The following is a 20,692-nucleotide window of genomic DNA, read 5'->3' as shown; positions in this document are numbered from 1 at the left end:
ATGGATTTGTTTTATTATAGGAATAGACTGAATGTAAGAGGTAGATCATATGCTGAATGTTTATTACACTGACACTGCCAATCAATTATCAGAGATGGACGATATTCAAAAAGGCTGCTGGATTAACTTGATTGCGCCTACCAATGAAGAAATCAACTGGGTCGTTGAAAAGATCGGAATCGATCCGGATTTTTTACGAGATGCTCTGGATGAAGAGGAACGTTCAAGGGTGGAGAAAGAAGGAAACACCGTGAGTGTTATCGTCGACCTTCCGATCCTTGAATCGGATGAAAATGGAATACAGTACGATACGTTTCCGCTTGCGATGATTTCAACGGATACGCATTTTATTACGGTATGCCTTAGGGAGAACCCCATTCTTGAGTTGTTTGCGAAACATAAAGTGAAGAATTTTTATACGTACAAGAAAACACGCTTTGTCTTTCAGCTGCTGCAGATGATCGCGACCTATTACTTGCGGTATCTGCGTCAGATCAATCGGAAAACCGAACAGATCGAAAATGAACTGAGAGAATCATTGAAGAATGATGATCTATTTGAGCTGCTCAGACTTGAAAAGTCCCTTGTCTATTTTGCGACCTCGCTTAAGTCGAACGATGCCGTTCTTGAAAAATTATTGAAGGTCAGCTATTTGAAGATGTATGAAGAGGATAAGGACCTGTTAGAGGACGTTATCATTGAAAATAAACAGGCCATCGAAATGAGCTTGATTTATCGAAATATCTTAAAAAGTTTGATGGATGCTTTTTCTTCTGTTATATCCAACAACTTGAACGTCGAGATGCGTTTTCTGACATCCATTACGATTATACTCGCTCTCCCTACCATGGTGGCGAGTTTCTACGGCATGAACATTCCTTTGCCGTTTCAAAAGTATCCCCATGCATTTTTCGTCAGTCTTTGCTTGGCATTTACACTCTCTGGCCTCGTATCTTTTATTTTTTGGAAAAAACGTTTCTTCCGTAAGTAAAGGGATGATGGATAAAAAGGATTTCCTACTGATTGGGGATCCTTTTTATCTTTTTGGGGGAAACCGCTTTCTTATTTAAGCCGTTTGGGTTTACAATCAGGTTATCTTATCTTTAAAATTGTGTTAACATTGTAAAGCGATAGATCCAACTTTTAAATGTATGAGTATCCTATGACCGTTTATATAGAATATTAAGCATAGTGATCCAAAAAGGAGATGCCAGCAATGAGCCAGATGATGTTAGAGAATGAGTCGCTGTCGCCCTATCTTTCTTTTTCAAGAAGCGAGTGGGCGAGCCTGTATTCGGCCGATATACAGCCGTTGACGGAATGGGAAATATCGGAGCTTCAGGGAATCAATGAAAATGTTTCTCTTGATGAGGTGTCTTCCATCTACTTGCCGCTTTGCCGCCTGCTGAACCTCCATGTGACAGCCTCACAGCAGCTGCATCAGCAGTCTAATGCTTTTTTAAGAAAGCAAATGAAAAAACCGCCGTTCATTATAGGCATTGCAGGAAGCGTCGCTGTAGGGAAAAGCACGACATCTCGAATCATTCAGGCTCTTCTTTCACGTTGGCCGAATACACCGAAAGTCGAGCTTGTAACGACAGATGGCTTTTTGTTCCCGAATGCTGTCCTTGAGCAAAAGGGTCTTATGGGCCGGAAGGGCTTCCCGGAAAGCTATGATCTGAAAGGATTGATACATTTTCTTTCCGATTTGAAATCCGGCAAGCCTGTTGTTGAGGCGCCGATCTATTCTCACCTGGAATATGACATTTTGGCTGACAAGGTACAAACCATTTCTGCGCCGGACATCGTTATTGTTGAAGGAATAAACGTACTACAGGTTCCGAAACAAAAAAGGAATAAACAAACCCCTCAGATCTTTGTCTCAGATTTCTTCGATTTTTCCCTGTATGTCGATGCAGACGAAGAAGAGATAAAAAAATGGTACGTTGAGCGTTTTAAGATTTTAAGGAATACAGCGTTCCAAAGTCCGATCTCGTATTTCCACCGGTACGCTGACTTAAAGGATGATGAAGCGATCCAGTTCGCTTTGAATATTTGGAATACCATCAACGGCCTAAACCTGCGTGAGAATATTCTTCCTACCAAGTATAGAGCGCATTTGATCTTGGAAAAAGGAAAAAACCATTCAGTTTCCGGCATAAAGATGCGAAAGATGTGAGAACGTAATTCCCAGAAGACCCATTTAGGGTCTTTTTTGGCTGAAATACCTTTAATTCATCACAAAGGACACATGACATGAAACATAAGAGGGTATGGAGTAGTAGGCCAGATTTGGCTGGAACTTAGACGCACGGATAATATGATGGTAAAATTATTGGATGAGCTGGAGGATTTGAAACGGCAAGTTGATCAATATAAAAGTGCAGAAGGAGTGGAGCAGCCTTGAAATTAAAAACTGCAGACCTTGGAACTGTGAGAATGTCGTATATGGATGAAGGCAAAGGAGAACCGATCGTGCTCCTTCACGGTTTCTGCGGAAGCCATGAGTATTGGGAGGAGGTTATCCCTGAACTCGCTAAGGATTATCGGGTAATTGCTCCTGATCTGAGGGGTCATGGAAAATCATCCGTCAGGGAATCTGCTTGCGCAGTGGAGGATCTTTCTGAAGATATTAAAGATTTGCTTCAACATTTGGGGCTGGAAAAAGTCACAATGTTCGGGCATTCCCTTGGGGGTTATATTACACTTGCCTTTGCTGACCATCAAAGTAACCGGCTGAAAGCTTTTGGGCTCATTCATTCAACTGCTTTCCCGGATGATGAAGCTGGAAGGAACGGCAGGGATCAGACGATTGAAAAAATAAAGGATGGCAGATTGAAAGAGGTAATCGATCAGCTCGTTCCCAAGTTGTTTGCACCCGCATCCGCCCAAAAGGAAAAGATTGAGAGAGCAAGAGAGATTGGCTATGGGACTCTGGATGAAGGGGCAATTTGCGCACTGGTAGCGATGAAGAACCGTCCGAACCGCAATGATGTTCTCCAATCCTCCAAAATGCCAGTGCTTCTTATAGCAGGCGAACGAGATCAGGTGATCCAGGCGGAAAAGACATTTTCTGTCTCGGGGGAATGGATTACACAATCCGTGCTTACAGATTCGGGCCATATGGGAATGTACGAATCTCCATGTGAACTCATACGGGCGATACAAACTTTTATGAAAAAAACACAATAAAAAAAGACTCCTGACTTCAGGAGTCTTTCTATCTGCTTACTTTTGAACGTTTGCAGCTTGAGGTCCGCGAGCACCTTCAGTGATTTCAAAAGTTACATCTTGACCTTCTTCAAGAGATTTGAAACCTTCGCCTTGAATAGCAGAGAAGTGTACGAATACATCGTCTTGGCCTTCAACTTCGATGAAGCCGAAACCTTTTTCTGCGTTAAACCATTTAACTTTACCTTGTAACATATGATGTTCCTCCTGTGTGGATCAAAACCACGATTTATTACTATTCCTGCTCAAATATCATTCAAGACGCAAACCGCTGCGAAGAAGTCATGTACCGAACAAAAATAACTATTACTACTGTAACATGAATTAACCATTTTATCAAGAAAGGATTTCTTCATTTTTTTATTTAGATTATCAGGAATTGGGGAATAGGAGTGCTAAGGAGGCTGAGATATGAAAGCACAAGGGTATTTGATTTTCGGACTGCTCTTTGCCCTGCTGATCGCCGTTTTCGCTGTAGTTAATGGCAATGATGTAGAATTTAATTATATTTTTGGAACCGTAAAATGGCCGCTTGTCCTGATTATTTTAGGTTCGGCAGCGGTTGGCGGATTGGCTGTGGGATTCTTTGGAATCCTGAAGGTAGTTCAGCTTAGAAATAAGGTGAAACGTCTGGAACAAAATTTGAAAAAACATGAAACGATGAGAAGAGAAGTTGTGTTGGATGAGGACCGGAAAATGGAAGGAGAAAGTAGCCAGGCCCCAGGTTGATCCCGGGGCTGGCTTTTTATGTTAAGGAAGTTTATTGCCTCTGGACGCTGCGTACAGGGCATACCATTCCTCACGTGTCATTATTTCTGACTGTCGGACAGCATCCCCTGCGTCTATGATACGCTGAACATTCGACGTACCGATGACGGGCTGGATTTTTGCTGGATGGCGCATGAGCCATCCAAGAACAATCGCTTCCCTTGTGGTTCTTTTATCTGCAGCCATTTTTTCCACTAGCTCTTTTGTCTTTGTTTCTGCATCGGACAACTCTAATGATTTATTGCCTGAAAAGATACCTTGCGCAAGAGGAGACCATGCTTGAATTTGTATGTTTTCCATCATGCAATACTCCATTAGTCCATCAGCAAAGTTGACGGATGTTCCTTCTTGTTGATTAACATGCACCCCTTGATCAACAAAATCGAGCTTGTTCAGACTCATCTCTAACTGGTTTACAACTAAACGCTCATCAGAATAGGCCTCAAGAAACTGTATTTGCGCTTTGTTCATATTGGATACCCCAAAGTGGAGGACTTTACCGGATGTTTTTAATTGCTGAAACGCTTCTGCTACTTCTTCAGGCTCCATGAGCGGATCAGGGCGGTGAAGAAGCAGGATGTCTAAATGGTCAACGGTAAGCCTTTGCAAAATACCATCCACCGAACGCAGTATGTGTTCCTTAGAAAAATCATAACGGCCGGGTCCGGTGTCATCAGCAAAGCGGATTCCGCATTTACTTTGAATGACCATCTGATCACGTAAGCTTGGGTTTCCTGTTAATACTCGGCCAAACGCTTCTTCTGCTTTTCCAAGCGTGTATATATCCGCGTGGTCGAACATGGTGATGCCCGAAGAAAGTGCGGCATCAATGGCTTTTTCAGTTTTCAAGATTTCCTCGTCAGAAATGGGGCTTCGGTCCCAATTGCCGCCAAAACCCATACACCCTAATGCCAGACGGCTTGAAGTGATCTCTCGTTTCTCTAAAGGCATCGTACGCATCGTATTACCTCTTCCTTTTAGAATAATAGTGACCTAATCAACGTTATTGTAGGCAAGACTGGACGGGACTGCAACTTATTTGAACCTGCCGATTTAAAAAAAGACTGCATCAGCCGGCAGTCTTTTTACAGTCATATTTAAAATTGGATTGACCTGAAGAGCGGTTTTAGGTAAATCTCGGCAGAAAAAGAAACCTATCCATCGTGGCATAAGGCACTTTTCAAACATTTTTCAATTATAAGAATGCCTCATATGATCGGCAACGATCTGTCTGTGGATAAGCAGCTCGACCAATGTAAAAGCAAGTGAGATTAAAAACGTTCCCCATAGCGTCACATAGGCACCGGACATTATGGAACTAATTGTATAGACCACAATATAGGAGACGATGAAGTCCGCTGCGATCACGGACCAAAAAGATAAACGCGGAAGAAACACATACTCCATTAGAACGGCGATCGGCGCAAGAGTGATGGTAATAATGAGGAAGGGAAGCGGTTTGTTAAACGTAACACTCTCAAACCAAAACGTACACAAAAGAAGAATCAACGGGATGCTGATAATCTTAAGCAATAGACTTTGCATCAAATAACCTCCTTTTCACTTCATTATTTTCTGCGTTTGAAAAGAAATTATGCCTGAAATAACTATAAATTATTGTTCTGCTGGCTGACCTCTCCTTCATTGAGATAAAGGTTAGTGCTTTCTATCTGTTTATGTTCTTCCACCGAATCTCCCGGACTGTAGGCATCTGACCCCAAGGGATGTTTTGGGTTCAGCCCTGATGCAATGGTAAACTCTTTTTGTTCCGGTGCGTTTGTAAGGGTTTCCGTTGTTTTTTGCTGTTTCTTTTCCATGATTAAGCCTCCTTCATCTATGACCTCATTAGGGTGCTCGGAGAAGGTATTCTCTATTCGAATGAAGAGAGGCGTCCAATAAATCAACATAAAAAGAAAGGAAAAAGGGTATAACTTAATTATTCTATTTCAGGAGGAGGTAGTTGCCATGGAGTACTCTTTGTACAAAAAGGATGGAGCCTTTCCTTGCGATGTAACGATCGATGTAGATAACAATATTTATACCGTTCGAGACAGTGACACTACGGGACAGATTTTTCAAAGTGCACCCGAAGTCGCGTCTTGGATTAAACAAAACTGGGCACCTGATCAATTTGAAAAACCGGATGATTATTATGATCTTATCAATTCTCTGCATTCATCCCATCAGGAGGATGAATACGAGTAATAGAAGCTGAGAAACAGATTTCCAGGCATGATGTTTCCTGGGAATCTTTTTTCACTTAAAAGGGCGGTTTTTTATACTCTGCAGAAATGTGCTGAAAGGATATAACATCAAACAATCCCATATCTGTAAGCTTTAACTCGGGTATGACGGGAAGTGCCAAAAAAGATAAGGTCAAAAACGGGTTAAAGTCATGTGTAAACCCAATGGTTTTCAATGCTGAATGAATTTCCTGCAGCTTCTGATAGACTTCTTTATGATTTTTATCGGACATAAGACCGGCAATAGGCAGAGGCAGAGATGCGAGTACTTCACCTTTTTCAATAACAGCCAAGCCGCCTCTCATTTCGGCAATCACTTCAATTGCTTTTAAGAGATCACGATCATTAGTGCCTGCAGCGACAATATTATGGGAATCGTGAGCGACCGTAGAGACGATGGCTCCAGAAGTTATACCAAGGCCTTTTAGAATTCCGCAGCCGATATTTCCAGTCAGGTGATGGCGTTCTGCGACAACCAGTTTGAGCAGGTCTCTATTGAGATCAGGGTTGAAACAGCTGTCCAAAATACTCACTTCCTCTGTCACATGTTTTGTTACGATACTGTTTGGAATAATTTTAATGACGTTGGCCATCCCGCTTTTCATTGGAATCGACAATGATTCTTCAGACACCCGAAGCAGATGAACACTGTTCGTGATAACGGGCGGTGGAGCTGAGGGCTCGTTCTGAAAAGGGAGCATTACGCCTTGTGCAGCGGCCAGCATGCCTTTTTTGTACACCTGTTGAATTTTAAAGCTGGTGAGATCCGTCAAAAGAACCAGGTCTGCATCATATCCCGGTGCAATCGCTCCTTTTTGTTTTAAACCAAAGCATTCAGCGGCATTTAGAGTGGCCATCTGAATAGCAAGCAAAGGATCAAATCCCTTTTCAATCGTCAGTCTGATGTTATGGTCAATGCTGCCGTTCTCGATTAAATCATCCAAATGTTTGTCATCGGTGACAAACAGACATCTTCGGGCGTTCTTCTCCTCCACGGCGTCCAGCAGAAGAGTAAGATCTCTTGCTGCAGAACCCTCCCTGAGCATCACATACATTCCCCGCATCAGCCGTTCTTTTACTTCCTGTGGTGTCACACATTCATGGTCCGTTCGAATTCCGGCCGCCATATACACGTTGATGCCTTCTGCAGACACACCAGAAGCATGTCCGTCGATGTGCCGGGAGCAATTGGAGGCGCCTGCCAATTTTTTCAACATGTCGCTGTCGCCTTGAAAAACAGCGGGGTAGTTCATGACTTCTCCTAATCCGATCACCCGGGGAGAAGAGTAATATGGTTCAAGATCTGGAGCTTTAAGTTCCGCTCCGGCATGTTCAAACGGTGTAGCCGGCACGCAGGAAGGAAGAGCGATATATACATCAAGGGGCAGCTGCTCGGAAGTTTTTATCATATAATCAATGCCTTCTTTTCCGCTCACATTGGCAATTTCATGAGGATCGGCAATGACTGTAGTTACCCCATGAGGGACGACAACCCTGGCGAATTCCTGCGGAGTAACCATGGATGATTCGATATGTACATGGCCATCGATGAGCCCTGGGCATATGTATGCACCATCTGCATCGATTTGATTATTTCCTTCATAATGGCCGATGCCAACGATTTTTCCATCTGTGATCGCCACATCGGCTTCCATGATCGCAAGGTTGAATACATCAATGATTTTCCCGTTTTTAATGACAAGATCAGCTGGAACACGCTTAGAAGAGGAGGCAAGGATATGAGAAAGAGCTTGATGATTGATATCCATATAAAATGTTAGCCCCTTTCGGAATCGATTTTGGAAATGGGCCGGGTTAATGCTATCCCGGCCCAAAGGTTTTGTCTTTAATGGCTTCCCCATATAAAGTTGATTATAAACGCGATACTGATCAAGTACATCATCCAGTGAAGGTCCTTATGCTTGCCAGTCATGAGCTTTAAGATCGTGTAGGAAATAAAGCCAAAAGCCAAGCCTTGCGCGATACTGAAGGTGAGAGGCATGAGTATGATGGTAAGAAAAGCAGGAATGACATCGGTATAATCTTCAAAACCGATCGCTTTGATCTCGCTGAGCATTAAGGCTCCGACAAGTATCAAGATCGGCGCTGTAGCAACCGACGGAACAAAAGCGATGAGTGGTGCAAAGAAAAGCGTCAAAAAGAAAAGAACTCCCGCCGTTAATGCTGTGAGACCTGTGCGCCCACCCTCAGAAATGCCTGTCGCGTTCTCAACATACGCATTCATTACCGTACCGCCCATCGCTGCACTTGCCATCGTACCGACGGCATCAGCCTGCAGGGCGCGGTCAAGATTTTCAATTTTTCCGTTTTCATCCGCAAGACCGGCTTTTCTTGAAAGGCCGATTAATGTGGCAAGGTTATCGAACAGCTCAACAATGGTAAAAGAGAATAAAATGGATAAGATGCCATAAGCGAACGCTCCTTTTAGATCCATCGCAAGGAAAGTTTCTGAAAGGCTTGGCAGGGAGAAGGAAGCAACATCTTTTAAAGTTTGCGGATAGTCAATAAAGCCTGTAATCATAGCGGCCACTGTGGTTAGTAAAATACTGATCAGCAAAGCACCTTTCTTTTTCTTGGCCATTAGGTAGGAGGCAACAAGAAGACCGAACAGGGCGAGAAGCGGGCCGGTCTCGGTAATCTTCCCTAAGCTCACAAAGGTATCTTTATTGGAAACGACGATGCCGGAGTTTTTCAGGCCGATGAAGGCAATGAACAATCCGATTCCTACACTGATCGAAGACTTTAATAGCGGTGGAACACCGTCAACAATCTTTTGCCGAACCCCGGTGACCGTCAACAGGAAAAATGCCACACCGGAAATAAACACGGCACCGAGCGCGGTTTGCCAGCTTAATCCGGCACCAAGCACTACGGTATACGTGAAGAATGCATTCAACCCCATGCCTGGTGCCACTGCTACCGGAAAGTTTGCCCATAAAGCCATTAACAGTGTACAGAAGACACTGCCGTAAATGGTTGCGGCAAGAGCGGCTTCCTTTGGAATTCCGGCGTCGGCGAGAATGGAGGGATTGACAAAAATGATGTAGCTCATGGTCAGAAAGGTCGTAATGCCTGCGAGAATTTCAGTCTTTGTGTTCGTTTTTCTTTGGGTTAATTTGAAAAATCTGTCCAAGGAACTTTTGACTGTTGCGCTTTTTCCTGCCGATGACATGGAAAACACCCCTTTTCTTATTTGAGGATCCTTAGACCCTTTCAATTAACCGGAAAAAAGGGAACGTTTATTCCAAAGATGAGAATAGAACCGCTGCACATAGGGTGAGACAGGTTAATTGGTACATCCTATGAACAAAAAAACAGGAATATTCTCCTGTTCTGTTAAAGTAAAGGTTCAATAAAAACGTCCATGATCCCTCCGCAGATCCCGCCGTCCTCATAAAGAAGTCCGGTCGTTAGATCTACCTCATGAGTAACAGGCTGTCCGGTGTTGATGACTTTCAAGGCTTTCTCGATGACTTCACCCTCTCCACAGCCTCCTCCGACCGTGCCAATAATCCTTCCTGATGGATAGATGATCATTTTGGAGCCGGCCTTCCTGGGCGTCGATCCTCTTGTACGGACGATAGTAGCTAAAGCCGCATGCTCCCCAGTAAAAAAAATATTTTGCAGTGTTTGAATAAATTCGATTTCCTTCATCGTTTTCTTTTTCGCCTCTCATGGAAACCGGTTTTCGCCAGTTCACGGATTGTCGAGCTGAGAGGAGCACCGGATTTTCGGTTCTTTACGGCAAGGATCTCAGCAAAAATACTGACAGCAATCTCTTCAGGAGTTTCGGCTCCGATATCAAGTCCGACAGGTGTATAAAGATGGGAAAAGGATTCATCAGGAAAATCTGTTCGAAGCTGTTCAAAAACCCCAGCAATTCTGCGTCTGCTTCCAATCATTCCAATATATGCGGGTTTCTCGTTCCGGGAGAGAAGCTGCTGAAGGCTGAGGACATCGAATTGGTGCCCTCTGGTCACTAGTAGAACGTAGGTGAACTCATTGAGAGGGACGGACTGGAAATAAGAATGAAAGGACTGACAGCGAACGTCATCTGAAGAAGGAAACCGCCCTTGACGGGCAAATTCAGGGCGGTCATCTACTACAGTAGTATAAAATCGCAGCATTTTTGCCATATGCGCAACGGGTTCTGCCACATGTCCCGCCCCGGCGATAATTAAATGGGGAGGAGGGGCAAAGACTTCATGAAAGACCGTGATCGGGTCATCCTTTCCGTACAGGACAGCCGACCTGGTGATCTGTTCGCGGAAAAAAGGAAAGCAGAGTTCAGCGAGCTTTAAAACAAGCGTTCTGTCTATCCCGGTTTCTGGGTAGATCTCTTCCTGTGAAAAGAGCAGCATTCGTTTGCCAATCATTTCTTTTCGGGCTGCCCTTGTGATCGTTACAAGAGAAACATGTTTTCTTTTTGTAATCGCTGCTGAAAGTTCTTGATAGAGTTCTTGTTTATTCATTTAAGTTCACCGGAGTGGAGGCTTCCTGCTCTTTCAATGCAGCAAAAATTCGTTCCGGAGTAGCAGGAAGATGTTTAATGCGAATTCCGGCTGCATCGTATATGGCGTTCGTGATCGCTGCGATTATGGGAATCATGACTACCTCACCAATTCCTTTCGCTCCGAAAGGACCGGTCTCCTCAGCACTGTCAACTGGGAACGTTTCAATGATTGGAGTTTCCCTTATCGTAGGGAGGATATAATTAGTGAAATTTGTCGTCTTGTGGTATCCGGCTTCCATAAGAACATCCTCGTATAACGTATAACCGATCCCCATGACAGCTCCACCTTCTGCCTGCCCCTCAAGGCCCTGCGGATTAAGAACTTTTCCGGCATCGGGAATGGATACGACCCGCAGTACGTCAGTTTCTCCTGTCATGGTATCTACTTCCACAAGGACAATGTGTGTTAAATAGCCATACAGATGGTGAGGTGCTCCGCCGGAACCTTTGAATTCTTCTTGCTCTTTTGGAAGCATGAAGTGGCCTTCCACTTTAGTGGGGCGGTGTTTTTCATAGAGGTAATGAAAGATATCCTTATAGGTGACGGTTTTTTCTCCATCTTCTTTCAATGCATAAAGCTCATCGTCCCCCATGAGCACATTCTCCGGCATGACTCCATGAATCTCTGCTGCCGCCTCGGTCAGAAGACGAATCATATTAGGAACAGCAGCGGCAATCGCTTTGCCTCCGGTGTAGGTAGAACGAGAAGCTGTAACAGTACCACTGTCAATCGTTTCAGAGGTATCCCCTTGAACGACAGAAATACTGGAGATGCTGCAATTCAGCAGTTCTGCGGCTATTTGCGCATAAACAGTGCCGTTGCCCCCGCCGATGTCCTCACAGCCGACTCCCACTTTAAATGTTCCATCCTGCATCAATTCTAGGGTGGCTGCACCATAGTCAGGAAGTCCAATTCCCATGCCGACCGCGTGAAAAGAGGTGGCGAGACCGATTCCTCGTTTTTTCCAAGGCTCGCTTATGTCCTTTTTATGGAGAGCGCGGTTCTTCCATAACTCGCATTTTTCTGCAGTTTCCAGCGTTTGGAGTGTGCCGACGCTTGTTTTCAGTACATGGCCGATGCTCGATGTATCGCCTTTTTGGTACACATTCTTTTTCCGGAGTTCAATAGGATCAAGGTTCAGCTTCTCAGCCAGCATATCCATATGGGTTTCTATCGCTGCACAAACCTGATTGACACCGAAGCCTCTGAAGGCTCCTGAGATGCCATTGTTCGTATAAACGCAAAATCCTTCTAAGTCAACGTTTGGAATCTTGTAAGGCCCGCAGCAATGTTCAATCGCAAGAGCGATGACGGCGCCTCCTAATGAAGCATATGCTCCCGTGTCAGCTACAGCTCGGACCTGGTTGGCGATGATTGTACCGTCTTTCCTTGCTGCTGTTTTCATCTGTACTTTAAAGGGATGGCGTTTGATTCCTGCAATGACCGACTCTTCCCGGCTGAGATGGATTTTAACCGGACGCCCATCAGTATGGAGGGCGAGGAGCGCCAAATAAATTTGTACGGTAATCTCATCTTTTCCTCCAAAAGCGCCACCTATTGGATTTGAAATCACCCGAATCCTTGCCGGGTTTAAAGCGAGTGCGCGGGCGATCTGAAGGCGGTCGCGGTATGCGTATTGCCCCGGACAGCGGATGGTGAGCATCCCGTCCGGCTCAAGCACACCCCAGCCACCTTCTGTTTCAATAAAAGCATGCATCTGGCGAGGGGAATAGAAGGTGTTTTCAAGAATAATATCCGCTTCAGAAAATGCCTTCTCTGTGTCTCCATTTTTGATGGTGACATGACTGTGGATGTTTCCGCTCTCATGAAGAAAAGGGGCTCGGTCTGTCATTGCAAACTCGGCATCAGTAATAGGAGTGAGCGGTTCGTAATCGACATGGATGAGCGAGAGAGCGTGTTCTGCAATTTCCTGAGTTTCTGCTGCAACGAGCGCAATGGCATCACCTGTACAGCGCACCACGTCACTTGCCAGCACGGGCTGGTCAGGCACGACAATCCCAAAGCCATTAAAGCCTGGAATGTCTTTATGGGTCAGAACAGCAAGGACTCCCGCCAGAGCTTCTGCCCTGGAGGTGTCGATATGCTTGATTCTTGCATAGGGAAATGAGGAGCGCAGCACTTTACCCCATACCATGTTTTCAAATTGGTAGTCTGTCATGTATTTCAGTTCGCCCGTCACTTTTTCAGGCCCGTCAATCCTGGGAATCCTTTTACCCACGTACTTAAAATGGCTATTCTTCATGTTCTGCCCACCTTTTCAATAAACGGTAAAGTCCGCGTTCAAGAAGTGCGCTAGCCATATCCCTTCGGTATGACGCTGAGGCCCGGATATCAGAGATTGGCATGACTTCTTTCCAGGCGACCCTGCCAATATTGGCGATCATTTCGTCTGTAAGCGGGCCCAATGTCAGCATCGCCTCGCATTTCTTTGCCCGGATAACCGTAGGGCCTACTGAACCGAAAGCGATACGGCCCCCTGTGCACTCTTTCGTGCCTTGTTTCATGGAAAGAGTAACAGCTGCATTCACGATGGAGATCGACTGCGCTTTCCGTGGACCAAGCTTTTGAAAGATACCGATGTCATTTTTACCGCGGACGTTAAATGCTATCTTGGAGATGATCTCATTGGGCTGGGCTGCGGTTTTTCCGGGTCCGATAAAGAAGTCCTCCACGTTTATCATTCGTTTACCGGATAATGAGGTGAGTTCGATCACCGCTCCAAGTGCATATAAAGCAGGAATCGTATCACCTGCAGGAGAGGCTGTGGCGATATTGCCTCCAATGGTCCCCATGTTCTGCATCTGGGTGGCTCCAATTTCCTGGCAGGCTTGTACGAGTACGTCGGCATGAGCCTGTAGAAGAGGGGAGTTTATGATTTCAGAATGAGTGGTGAGAGGTCCGATCTGAATTTCATCTTTTTGTATGGTTATGAAACGAAGCTCGTCCACATGTTTAAGGTTTACCCAGTAGTCAGGCCGCCATTTTCCTTCTTTCATCCTCACGACGGCGTCTGTTCCCCCGGCTAAGAGGCGGAGGCTTGATTTTTCGTTCTCCAGGATAAAAAGACATTCCTTTAGAGAACGAGGCGACAGCATATCAATCTCTGAAACAAACATTACGAATCCTCCCAACAGGCCTCCTGGTAATCGGCTTGTTCATTTAGATTTAAAAGAATACTTGGTTCATCCAATTCGACAGTTACGATTTCTTTCCGGCGGGTGTTGACCAAGTGCCTCAGTCCCTGTGTCTGCTCCTTAATGTCCTGCAGATCATCATAAAGAGACTTCGGGATAAGCAGGGGATGTCCGCGTTTTCCTTTAAAGGAGGGAAGGATAATCGCGGCAGGGTGTTTCGTGTGGAGCTTGTACAAGTTTCTAACGACATTCAATGATAACGGCTGGTCGACCGCACATATGATGACACCTGAAGAAGGTTGAGTTATGGCTGCCAATCCAGCTTTGATGGACGAGCATTTCCCAGAATGATAGTCTTTGTTCATCACTGTTTTTATAGTGTAGGAGCTGAGCTCGTTTGATAAATCTGCTGCCCTGAATCCTAGAACAACCACAATGTCTGATATTCCGGCGTTTAACAGTGTTTCGGTTTGAAAGCGGATGAGTGAGGTACCTTTCCATGGAAGCAGTGCTTTCAATGTCCTCATTCTTGATGAACGGCCTGCGCCAAGCACGATGGCTGATAGGGAAGGCGTGCTAGAGCTCACGGGATGAAAGCTGTCGGGCAGCGGCCGTCTGGACGGCTTGCAGAATTTTAGTATAGCCGGTACACCGGCATAGATTTCCGCCAAGCGCCCGTTTGATTTCATCGAGGCCCGGAACATGGCCGATGGAAGTTAAATACGCCCGTGAAGCTACAATCAGACCAGGTGTGCAATACCCGCACTGGGTTGCTCCTTCATCCACAAATGCCTGCTGCACAGGATCCATCGCCTGTTTCGTTCCAATTCCTTCCACTGTGACCACTCGTTCTCCTTCAACCTGTCCTGCCAGCACCAAGCATGAACAAACTGGCACATCATTGAGCAGAACAGTACAGGAGCCGCATTCTCCTTTTCCGCAACATTCTTTGCTTCCTGTTAATCCGGCGTCTTCCCTCAGCACATCAAGCAAAGTCTTTGCCGGACTGCAAATGACTGACACATTCTTTCCGTTTACGCAAAAATCAATGGTCTTCAATGTTCACCCTCCCCATATAATGAATGGACAATTTGGCTTGTTTACTTAATGGATGGTAGTTGATTAAAAGTCAGTTTGTACAAATATAGTAGAGTTTCAAAAAAACATTCCTATTTTCATAGTTGCATCCAATTTTTGAGAGTTTACCAAGGCGATTACATGCCCTTTGATGCGTTTACTGTCCACTTCAAGCCCTTTACATGCCGCATCAAAAAAATTCCATCTTTTTAAAGGGGGTGATGACACTAACAACGACTGGCTTCAAAACTACATCAAGGAGGTCATCAAAATGGCAGCACTTCAAAAATGGAAAGTTGGAGTACTTGGTTTTCAGCATGTTCTTGCCATGTATGCAGGAGCGGTCATTGTACCGCTCATCGTAGGGCCAGCGATCGGAATGAACGCGCAGCAGCTTGCTTATCTCATCTCTATTGATCTGTTTACTTGCGGGATCGCTACCTTGCTGCAGGTTCTCGGAGGCAGGCACTTCGGGATACGGCTCCCCATTATCCTGGGCTGTACGTTTACGGCCGTCGCTCCTATGATCGCCATTGGAAAGCTGGAGGGAATTACCGCCATTTATGGAGCGATTATTGCTTCAGGGCTCGTTGTTATGGTGCTATCCCAATTTGTAGGAAAGATCCTGAAATTTTTCCCGCCGATTGTTACCGGTTCCGTGGTCCTCATTATTGGTGTATCGCTCATACCGGTAGCGATGAATAATGCAGCTGGAGGCCTCGGTTCGAAAGGTTTCGGAAGCCTTGAAAATTTATCTTTGGCGAGTTTTACTTTTGTGCTCATCATTCTGATCAACCGGTTTTCCAAAGGATATGTACGCGCAATCTCTGTTCTTATATCACTGATTGCGGGAACGTTTCTGGCTTCTTTCATGGGTCTCGTAGATGCTGCACCCGTAAAGGATGCCTCCTGGTTCCACCTTGTGCAGCCGTTCTATTTTGGTGTGCCTGAATTTCACTTCTCAGCGATCCTGACGATGACCATTGTTGCAATCGTCAGCATGATTGAATCAACCGGTGTCTTTCTTGCGTTAAGTGACATCTGTGAAAGAGACCTAAAGCCAGAGGATATTAAAAAAGGTCTTCGTGCCGAAGGGCTGGCGGTCATGATCGGGGGCATCTTCAACTCGTTTCCTTATACGTCGTTCTCTCAAAATGTTGGGCTTGTTGCTTTAACGAAAGTAAAAACGAGAAACGTTGTTATTGCGGCGGGAGGGTTACTGCTCATTCTCGGACTGCTTCCAAAGATCGCAGCGCTGACGACGATCATTCCAACGGCTGTCCTTGGCGGTGCGATGGTTCCGATGTTCGGGATGGTGATCGCTTCTGGCGTAAAGATGCTTTCTCAGGCTGATTTTTCAAGCAATGAGAACCTGCTGATCGTCGCCTGTTCTGTAGGGATAGGGCTTGGGACAGCAGTGGTTCCCATGGTGTTCAGCCAGCTCCCGGACAGTGTCAGGCTTCTCGTCGAAAACGGGATTGTGATTGGAAGTTTAACGGCAATTTTGCTAAATCTAGTATTTAATTTTAGGTCTATGAATATAAATGAGCAGGAAAGGATGGAACAGCTGAAAACGGATGCTTCTGCAGAGGCTCAATAGTTTGGCTGCTCACGATCAGGGGCATGTCAACAATGCCCCCTTTTCTCTGGTTCTGTCCTGAATACGTAAAAAAGGAGCGACAGAAATGGACTTGATTTTAAAGAATGCAATGATTCCACAAGGAGACCGTACGGTAATTACCAATATTCTCGTGAACGAAGGGAAAATCACAGGATTTTGCAATGACATTCATTTTCTAAAAGCGGACAAGGTACTCGACATGGAAGGAAAGCTCGTCGTCCCTGGATGCATTGATCCGCACACGCATTTCATGGATCCAGGCTTCACTCACCGTGAGACGTTTGCGACGGGTTCAAGATCTGCCGCGGCGGGCGGGCTTACGACGATCATCGATATGCCTTGCTGTTCCAAACCCTCCGTTCGGGACGGTGAAAGCTTCCAGAAAAAAATCGCTCCCATTCGGGGACAGGCATACATCGATTATTGCTTCTGGGGCGGCATGACCGGGGAAGACGCGAGGAACGGCTGGATCGATAACATCTATCCGCAGATCGACGAAGGAGTTGTGGCGTTTAAGGTTTACATGACGCCGTCAGTGCCGACGTTCCCAAAGGTATCCGATGGAGAGATGCTTGAGATCTTTCAAAAGGTTGCGAAAACCGGCATGCCGATTGGTGTTCATGCAGAAAACTATGACATCTGCACCTTTTATACGGAGAAGTTGAAGAAGGAGGGGCGGGAAGACGGTCCGGCATGGGCAGAGGCAAGGATGGCTCTTGCTGAAAAAGTGGCGATCGAGCTGATCATCAGCTATGCAGAAGCGACCGATGCACGGGTCCACGTCGTTCACATGAGTACGAAGGAAGGGGTCAAGCTCGTCCGTGAAGCTAAGAAACGCGGCGTAAAGGTAACAGCCGAAACATGTCCGCACTATCTGATGCTGAACGCGCAGGACTCCATGAGTGAGAGAGGAACATTTGCCAAGATCGCTCCGCCGCTGCGTGGCAAAGATGACAATCAGGCACATTGGCAGGCACTGGCTGATGGAACGATTGATTTTGTCGGTACTGATCACGCGCCTTATGAGATTGCAACTGAAAAAGCTGCAGCGGATTCAACGATCTGGAACAGCTTCCCGGGCATTCCAGGAGTGGAAACGATGGTGCCGATTCTCGTCAGTGAAGGTTTGAACAAAGGACGGTTATCCTTGTCACGCTTTGTTGAAGTAACAAGTAAGAACGCAGCGATCCATTATGGCATCTATCCGAAAAAAGGAGCGATGGAGATCGGCAGTGATGCGGACTTCACAGTCATCGATCTTGATTGCGAGTGGGAAATCGATGAGAAACAGACCGAATCGATGGCGAAGTATAACCCGCTTCATGGCATCAAGCTCAAAGGGCGTCCGGTGCAGACGATTGTACGGGGCAACATGGTCTATCACTATGAAGATGGCGGGATTGTAGGTGAAGCTGGTTATGGAGAGTACGTTAAACGGCAGAGCATCCAGCGCCTTGATCGGACGTTAAAGTATGAAAAGTATGAAACTTCCAGAGCAGAAGCTCCAAAGTCAGGCCGGCAAGAACTAGAAAAAAGCAAGTAAGAGAGGAGACCGTATATGGAACTGAGAGGCAAGAAGCATGTAGTCGTTGTTATTGATATGCTCAATGACTTTATCGGAGAAAAAGCGGCCCTCCGATGCAAAAACGGCGAAAAAATTGTACCGGCCATTAAAGAACTAGTCGACTTTTGCCATGAAGAAAATATCCAGGTCGTTTTTGTGCAAGAAGCGCACCGTAAGAACGACCGTGATTTCAGGGTACGGCCGGTTCATGCCGTCAAAGGGACATGGGGATCTCAGTTTATCCCTGAATTGCAGCCTGATGAGAGCAAGGGAGATTATATCGTTCAAAAAAGGCGGCATAGTGCGTTCAGCTATACTGATTTTGACCTGTTCTGCCGTGAAGAAGAGATTGATACGGTTGTCCTTACCGGTGTCTGGACCAATGTTTGTGTAAGAAGCACAGGCTCTGATGCATTGTATCATGGCTACAATGTCATTTGTTTGTCCGACTCCACAGCTTCAAAAGATGATTCCATGCATGAATCCGGTCTCCGTGATATCGAACTATTCGGCGATATCATGACGACCAAAGAATACATGGCGGCTGCCAAGAAAAAGTTCTCCCAAAACAGCCAGGTCGTCTAATCTGCCATGGGACGAAACAAACGGATCGTTGTAGGAATAACGGGGGCGAGCGGGTCACTATACGGATACTCGCTCGTCCGTGCCCTCCACCAGCTCGGGATGGAAACCCATCTAATCGTAACCGAAATGGGAGAGAAGGTCTTGCAGTTTGAGTGCGGCGTCAGGATGGAAACCGTGAAGCAATATGCCGAAGTACACAGCAACAAGAACCTTTTTGCCTCTGTGGCGAGCGGATCCTTTTTAAATGATGGGATGGTCGTTGTTCCATGCTCCATGAACACGCTGGGAGCGATGGCGAATGGAGTCGGGGACACACTCCTGAGCCGCTGCGCCTCTGTCATGCTGAAAGAAAAGAGGCAGCTCATCGTCGTTCCAAGGGAAGCTCCGTTTCATCTGATCCATCTTCAGAATATGACAAGGCTTGCCGAAGCGGGCGCCTGCATCATGCCGGCATCACCGGGGTTCTACCATAAACCGAAAGAGATATGGGAGCTGATTAATTTTATGTCCGGCCGGATTCTGGACATGTTGGGCATCGATCATGAACTTCTCAGGAGATGGGGGGAGAAAGCGTGAACCCTTCTTCACTGCGCTCCCTTCTCGATCAATGGGAAGGGGAGGGGAAACTCATCCGGATTAAAAAAGAAGTGGATCCTTTGTTTGAACTCGGCGCGGTCCTTAATTCCAGGCAGGGAAGCCAGCCGTTCTATTTTGAAAAAGTGAAGGGCTATTCATCTCCAATGGCAGGAGGGATCGGCGGAGACAGGGATCTGCTCGCAGCCAGCATCGGCATCACACCGGATGAATTCGTCCCAAAGATTATTGGTTCAATTGTCTCTCCCATCCCAACCCGCCTGATCGAAAAAGGACCCGTTCAGGAAAATGTGGTGCTTGGGCCGATGGATTTGGCTTCGCTCTTTCCGATTCCGACCTATCATGGAGAGGATTCGGGCGCCTATTACGTTTCGGGTATTCTCGTCGTAAAGGATCCAAGTGGAAGAAAAAGATATACCTCCATCAGAAGGATGCAATTTTTGGGCGGAAACAGGACAAACGTACTCATTACTTCACCTGAACTTCTGCATCAGTTTTATACGTTTGAAGAGCGTGATGAACCGCTGGAGGTCGCTGTCATGTTTGGCGTGGTGCCGGCGGTGGTGCTCAGCTCTCAGATCAGCACCCATCTGTATCATGCTGACAAACTCGATGTTGCCGGTGCGTTGATCGGCAAGCCGTTTGAAGTGGTGCGATGCAAAACGGTGGATCTTGAAGTTTTGGCAGAAGCGGAAATCGTCATGGAGGGCAGGATCATTCCCCATGAACGGGAAATGGAAGGGCCGTTCGGAGAGCTTGCAGGGTTTTATGGAGCAAGAGCTCCGCAGCCAGTCATTGAGTTTTCAGCAGTAACCTATCGCAACCATGCGATCTGTCAGACTATCTTTCCCTCCAGCTATGAAGAGCGGCTGCCGATGGCGCTTGTCCGGGAGGCTACATTGCTCAGTACGGTAAGACAGACCGTACCGAACGTCAAACGAGTTCATATTACGATGGGCGGGGTAGCAAGGTTCCATGCGGTCATTCAGATTGAGAAGAGATCAGATGGAGACGGAAAGCAAGCAGCGCTTGCAGCTTTTGCGAGTGATAAAGACTTAAAGCACGTGATTGTAGTCGATGAAGATGTCGATATCTTTGACCCCGAGGATGTGGAATGGGCGATGGCGGTAAGAGTCCAGGCCGATCAGGATATTTTTATTGTACCGGGTGCAAAAGGATCTCCACTCGAGTCGTCTCACAATGTTCGGGGAGTCACAGCTAAAATGGGAATTGACGCTACGGTTCCGCTCGCTCATAAGGAATCGTTCAAACGCACTTCTGTACCGTTCGGGCCGATTGATCTTAAAGATTATATATAA

22 protein-coding genes are annotated in these 20,692 nt (G+C 46.2%); 10 read left to right on the top strand and 12 right to left on the bottom strand.

The genetic code is table 11. The annotated features are described in order from the left end of the window. The first annotated feature begins 49 nt into the window (after positions 1-49). From QYF49_RS13185 to QYF49_RS13175, 3 genes are all read left to right on the top strand, one after another. Entirely contained in the window at positions 50-991 is a 942-nt protein-coding gene (locus QYF49_RS13185; protein WP_290400043.1) for a magnesium transporter CorA family protein, read from the top strand. A gap of 225 nt (positions 992-1,216) precedes the next feature. Continuing rightward, positions 1,217-2,179: a type I pantothenate kinase gene (gene coaA, locus QYF49_RS13180; protein ID WP_290400042.1), complete on the top strand. Its 963-nt coding sequence runs from the start codon at positions 1,217-1,219 to the stop codon at positions 2,177-2,179. Positions 2,180-2,403: 224 nt separating this feature from the next. Further along, positions 2,404-3,192 carry an alpha/beta fold hydrolase gene (locus QYF49_RS13175; protein WP_290400041.1) on the top strand — a complete coding sequence of 263 codons (789 nt, stop codon included), beginning with the start codon at positions 2,404-2,406 and terminating at the stop codon, positions 3,190-3,192. 36 nt (positions 3,193-3,228) lie between these two features. Here the strand turns inward: QYF49_RS13175 and QYF49_RS13170 are convergent, their stop codons facing one another. Continuing rightward, positions 3,229-3,426, bottom strand: coding sequence for a cold-shock protein (locus QYF49_RS13170; RefSeq protein ID WP_090232622.1), 198 nt, complete (start codon positions 3,424-3,426; stop codon positions 3,229-3,231). A 216-nt stretch (positions 3,427-3,642) separates the two neighbouring features. Between QYF49_RS13170 and QYF49_RS13165 the strand changes: the two genes are divergently transcribed. Further along, positions 3,643-3,960: a LapA family protein gene (locus tag QYF49_RS13165; RefSeq protein ID WP_290400040.1), complete on the top strand. Its 318-nt coding sequence runs from the start codon at positions 3,643-3,645 to the stop codon at positions 3,958-3,960. 21 nt (positions 3,961-3,981) lie between these two features. Here the strand turns inward: QYF49_RS13165 and QYF49_RS13160 are convergent, their stop codons facing one another. The 3 genes from QYF49_RS13160 to QYF49_RS13150 form a co-directional block, all read right to left on the bottom strand. Then, the gene (locus QYF49_RS13160; protein ID WP_290400039.1) at positions 3,982-4,959 is read right to left on the bottom strand and encodes an aldo/keto reductase; all 978 of its coding nucleotides are present in this window, start codon (positions 4,957-4,959) and stop codon (positions 3,982-3,984) included. A gap of 231 nt (positions 4,960-5,190) precedes the next feature. Next, positions 5,191-5,544 carry a DUF2512 family protein gene (locus tag QYF49_RS13155; protein WP_290400038.1) on the bottom strand — a complete coding sequence of 118 codons (354 nt, stop codon included), beginning with the start codon at positions 5,542-5,544 and terminating at the stop codon, positions 5,191-5,193. A gap of 62 nt (positions 5,545-5,606) precedes the next feature. Next, positions 5,607-5,816, bottom strand: coding sequence for a hypothetical protein (locus QYF49_RS13150; RefSeq protein ID WP_290400037.1), 210 nt, complete (start codon positions 5,814-5,816; stop codon positions 5,607-5,609). 148 nt (positions 5,817-5,964) lie between these two features. Between QYF49_RS13150 and QYF49_RS13145 the strand changes: the two genes are divergently transcribed. After that, on the top strand, positions 5,965-6,204 hold the full coding sequence (locus QYF49_RS13145; RefSeq protein ID WP_290400036.1) for a hypothetical protein: 240 nt from the start codon (positions 5,965-5,967) through the stop codon (positions 6,202-6,204). 55 nt (positions 6,205-6,259) lie between these two features. On the opposite strand, the gene ade is transcribed toward QYF49_RS13145, so the two are convergent. The 8 genes from ade to QYF49_RS13105 form a co-directional block, all read right to left on the bottom strand. Next, complete coding sequence (gene ade / locus QYF49_RS13140; protein WP_290400035.1) at positions 6,260-8,011, bottom strand: adenine deaminase; 1,752 nt, start codon at positions 8,009-8,011, stop codon at positions 6,260-6,262. Positions 8,012-8,088: 77 nt separating this feature from the next. Beyond that, complete coding sequence (locus QYF49_RS13135; RefSeq protein ID WP_290400034.1) at positions 8,089-9,435, bottom strand: NCS2 family permease; 1,347 nt, start codon at positions 9,433-9,435, stop codon at positions 8,089-8,091. A 164-nt stretch (positions 9,436-9,599) separates the two neighbouring features. Then, positions 9,600-9,917 carry an XdhC family protein gene (locus QYF49_RS13130; RefSeq protein ID WP_290400033.1) on the bottom strand — a complete coding sequence of 106 codons (318 nt, stop codon included), beginning with the start codon at positions 9,915-9,917 and terminating at the stop codon, positions 9,600-9,602. Further along, positions 9,914-10,735 carry an XdhC family protein gene (locus QYF49_RS13125; RefSeq protein WP_290400032.1) on the bottom strand — a complete coding sequence of 274 codons (822 nt, stop codon included), beginning with the start codon at positions 10,733-10,735 and terminating at the stop codon, positions 9,914-9,916. The genes QYF49_RS13130 and QYF49_RS13125 overlap by 4 nt, the downstream gene beginning before the upstream one ends. Further along, positions 10,728-13,040 (bottom strand): xanthine dehydrogenase family protein molybdopterin-binding subunit, encoded by a 2,313-nt coding sequence (locus QYF49_RS13120; RefSeq protein WP_290400031.1) that lies wholly within the window; start codon positions 13,038-13,040, stop codon positions 10,728-10,730. Before QYF49_RS13120 ends, QYF49_RS13125 begins: the two co-directional genes overlap by 8 nt. Next, positions 13,030-13,914: an FAD binding domain-containing protein gene (locus QYF49_RS13115; protein ID WP_290400030.1), complete on the bottom strand. Its 885-nt coding sequence runs from the start codon at positions 13,912-13,914 to the stop codon at positions 13,030-13,032. Before QYF49_RS13115 ends, QYF49_RS13120 begins: the two co-directional genes overlap by 11 nt. Next, a complete protein-coding gene (locus QYF49_RS13110; RefSeq protein WP_290400029.1) occupies positions 13,914-14,519 on the bottom strand; it encodes a nucleotidyltransferase family protein in 606 nt (201 codons plus the stop codon). Before QYF49_RS13110 ends, QYF49_RS13115 begins: the two co-directional genes overlap by 1 nt. After that, positions 14,509-14,991, bottom strand: a complete 483-nt coding sequence (locus QYF49_RS13105) for a (2Fe-2S)-binding protein (RefSeq protein WP_290400028.1) — start codon at positions 14,989-14,991, stop codon at positions 14,509-14,511. The genes QYF49_RS13110 and QYF49_RS13105 overlap by 11 nt, the downstream gene beginning before the upstream one ends. 289 nt (positions 14,992-15,280) lie before the next feature. On the opposite strand from QYF49_RS13105, the gene QYF49_RS13100 reads away from it, so the two are divergent. From QYF49_RS13100 to QYF49_RS13080, 5 genes are all read left to right on the top strand, one after another. Then, positions 15,281-16,609, top strand: a complete 1,329-nt coding sequence (locus QYF49_RS13100) for a nucleobase:cation symporter-2 family protein (protein ID WP_290400027.1) — start codon at positions 15,281-15,283, stop codon at positions 16,607-16,609. 85 nt (positions 16,610-16,694) lie between these two features. Beyond that, entirely contained in the window at positions 16,695-18,173 is a 1,479-nt protein-coding gene (locus QYF49_RS13095) for a dihydroorotase (RefSeq protein WP_290400026.1), read from the top strand. Positions 18,174-18,188: 15 nt separating this feature from the next. Continuing rightward, positions 18,189-18,779 carry a cysteine hydrolase family protein gene (locus tag QYF49_RS13090; protein ID WP_290400025.1) on the top strand — a complete coding sequence of 197 codons (591 nt, stop codon included), beginning with the start codon at positions 18,189-18,191 and terminating at the stop codon, positions 18,777-18,779. A gap of 6 nt (positions 18,780-18,785) precedes the next feature. Beyond that, entirely contained in the window at positions 18,786-19,355 is a 570-nt protein-coding gene (locus tag QYF49_RS13085; protein WP_290400024.1) for a UbiX family flavin prenyltransferase, read from the top strand. Further along, complete coding sequence (locus QYF49_RS13080) at positions 19,352-20,692, top strand: UbiD family decarboxylase (protein ID WP_290400023.1); 1,341 nt, start codon at positions 19,352-19,354, stop codon at positions 20,690-20,692. Before QYF49_RS13085 ends, QYF49_RS13080 begins: the two co-directional genes overlap by 4 nt.

This window comes from Fictibacillus terranigra, from assembly GCF_030412265.1.
In the GTDB taxonomy this organism is placed as follows: domain Bacteria; phylum Bacillota; class Bacilli; order Bacillales; family Fictibacillaceae; genus Fictibacillus_C; species Fictibacillus_C terrinigri.
Note: the sequence above shows the minus strand (reverse complement) of the source record. Positions and strands in the feature narration are given on the sequence as shown.

Coding starts and splice junctions, on each gene's coding strand:
- QYF49_RS13185 (WP_290400043.1), top strand. CDS start 50: ATGCTGAATGTTTATTACACTGACACTGCCAATCAATTATCAGAGATG.
- coaA (WP_290400042.1), top strand. CDS start 1,217: ATGAGCCAGATGATGTTAGAGAATGAGTCGCTGTCGCCCTATCTTTCT.
- QYF49_RS13170 (WP_090232622.1), bottom strand. CDS start 3,426: ATGTTACAAGGTAAAGTTAAATGGTTTAACGCAGAAAAAGGTTTCGGC.
- QYF49_RS13165 (WP_290400040.1), top strand. CDS start 3,643: ATGAAAGCACAAGGGTATTTGATTTTCGGACTGCTCTTTGCCCTGCTG.
- QYF49_RS13160 (WP_290400039.1), bottom strand. CDS start 4,959: ATGCGTACGATGCCTTTAGAGAAACGAGAGATCACTTCAAGCCGTCTG.
- QYF49_RS13155 (WP_290400038.1), bottom strand. CDS start 5,544: ATGCAAAGTCTATTGCTTAAGATTATCAGCATCCCGTTGATTCTTCTT.
- QYF49_RS13150 (WP_290400037.1), bottom strand. CDS start 5,816: ATGGAAAAGAAACAGCAAAAAACAACGGAAACCCTTACAAACGCACCG.
- QYF49_RS13145 (WP_290400036.1), top strand. CDS start 5,965: ATGGAGTACTCTTTGTACAAAAAGGATGGAGCCTTTCCTTGCGATGTA.
- ade (WP_290400035.1), bottom strand. CDS start 8,011: ATGGATATCAATCATCAAGCTCTTTCTCATATCCTTGCCTCCTCTTCT.
- QYF49_RS13135 (WP_290400034.1), bottom strand. CDS start 9,435: ATGTCATCGGCAGGAAAAAGCGCAACAGTCAAAAGTTCCTTGGACAGA.
- QYF49_RS13130 (WP_290400033.1), bottom strand. CDS start 9,917: ATGAAGGAAATCGAATTTATTCAAACACTGCAAAATATTTTTTTTACT.
- QYF49_RS13125 (WP_290400032.1), bottom strand. CDS start 10,735: ATGAATAAACAAGAACTCTATCAAGAACTTTCAGCAGCGATTACAAAA.
- QYF49_RS13120 (WP_290400031.1), bottom strand. CDS start 13,040: ATGAAGAATAGCCATTTTAAGTACGTGGGTAAAAGGATTCCCAGGATT.
- QYF49_RS13115 (WP_290400030.1), bottom strand. CDS start 13,914: ATGTTTGTTTCAGAGATTGATATGCTGTCGCCTCGTTCTCTAAAGGAA.
- QYF49_RS13100 (WP_290400027.1), top strand. CDS start 15,281: ATGGCAGCACTTCAAAAATGGAAAGTTGGAGTACTTGGTTTTCAGCAT.
- QYF49_RS13095 (WP_290400026.1), top strand. CDS start 16,695: ATGGACTTGATTTTAAAGAATGCAATGATTCCACAAGGAGACCGTACG.
- QYF49_RS13090 (WP_290400025.1), top strand. CDS start 18,189: ATGGAACTGAGAGGCAAGAAGCATGTAGTCGTTGTTATTGATATGCTC.
- QYF49_RS13085 (WP_290400024.1), top strand. CDS start 18,786: ATGGGACGAAACAAACGGATCGTTGTAGGAATAACGGGGGCGAGCGGG.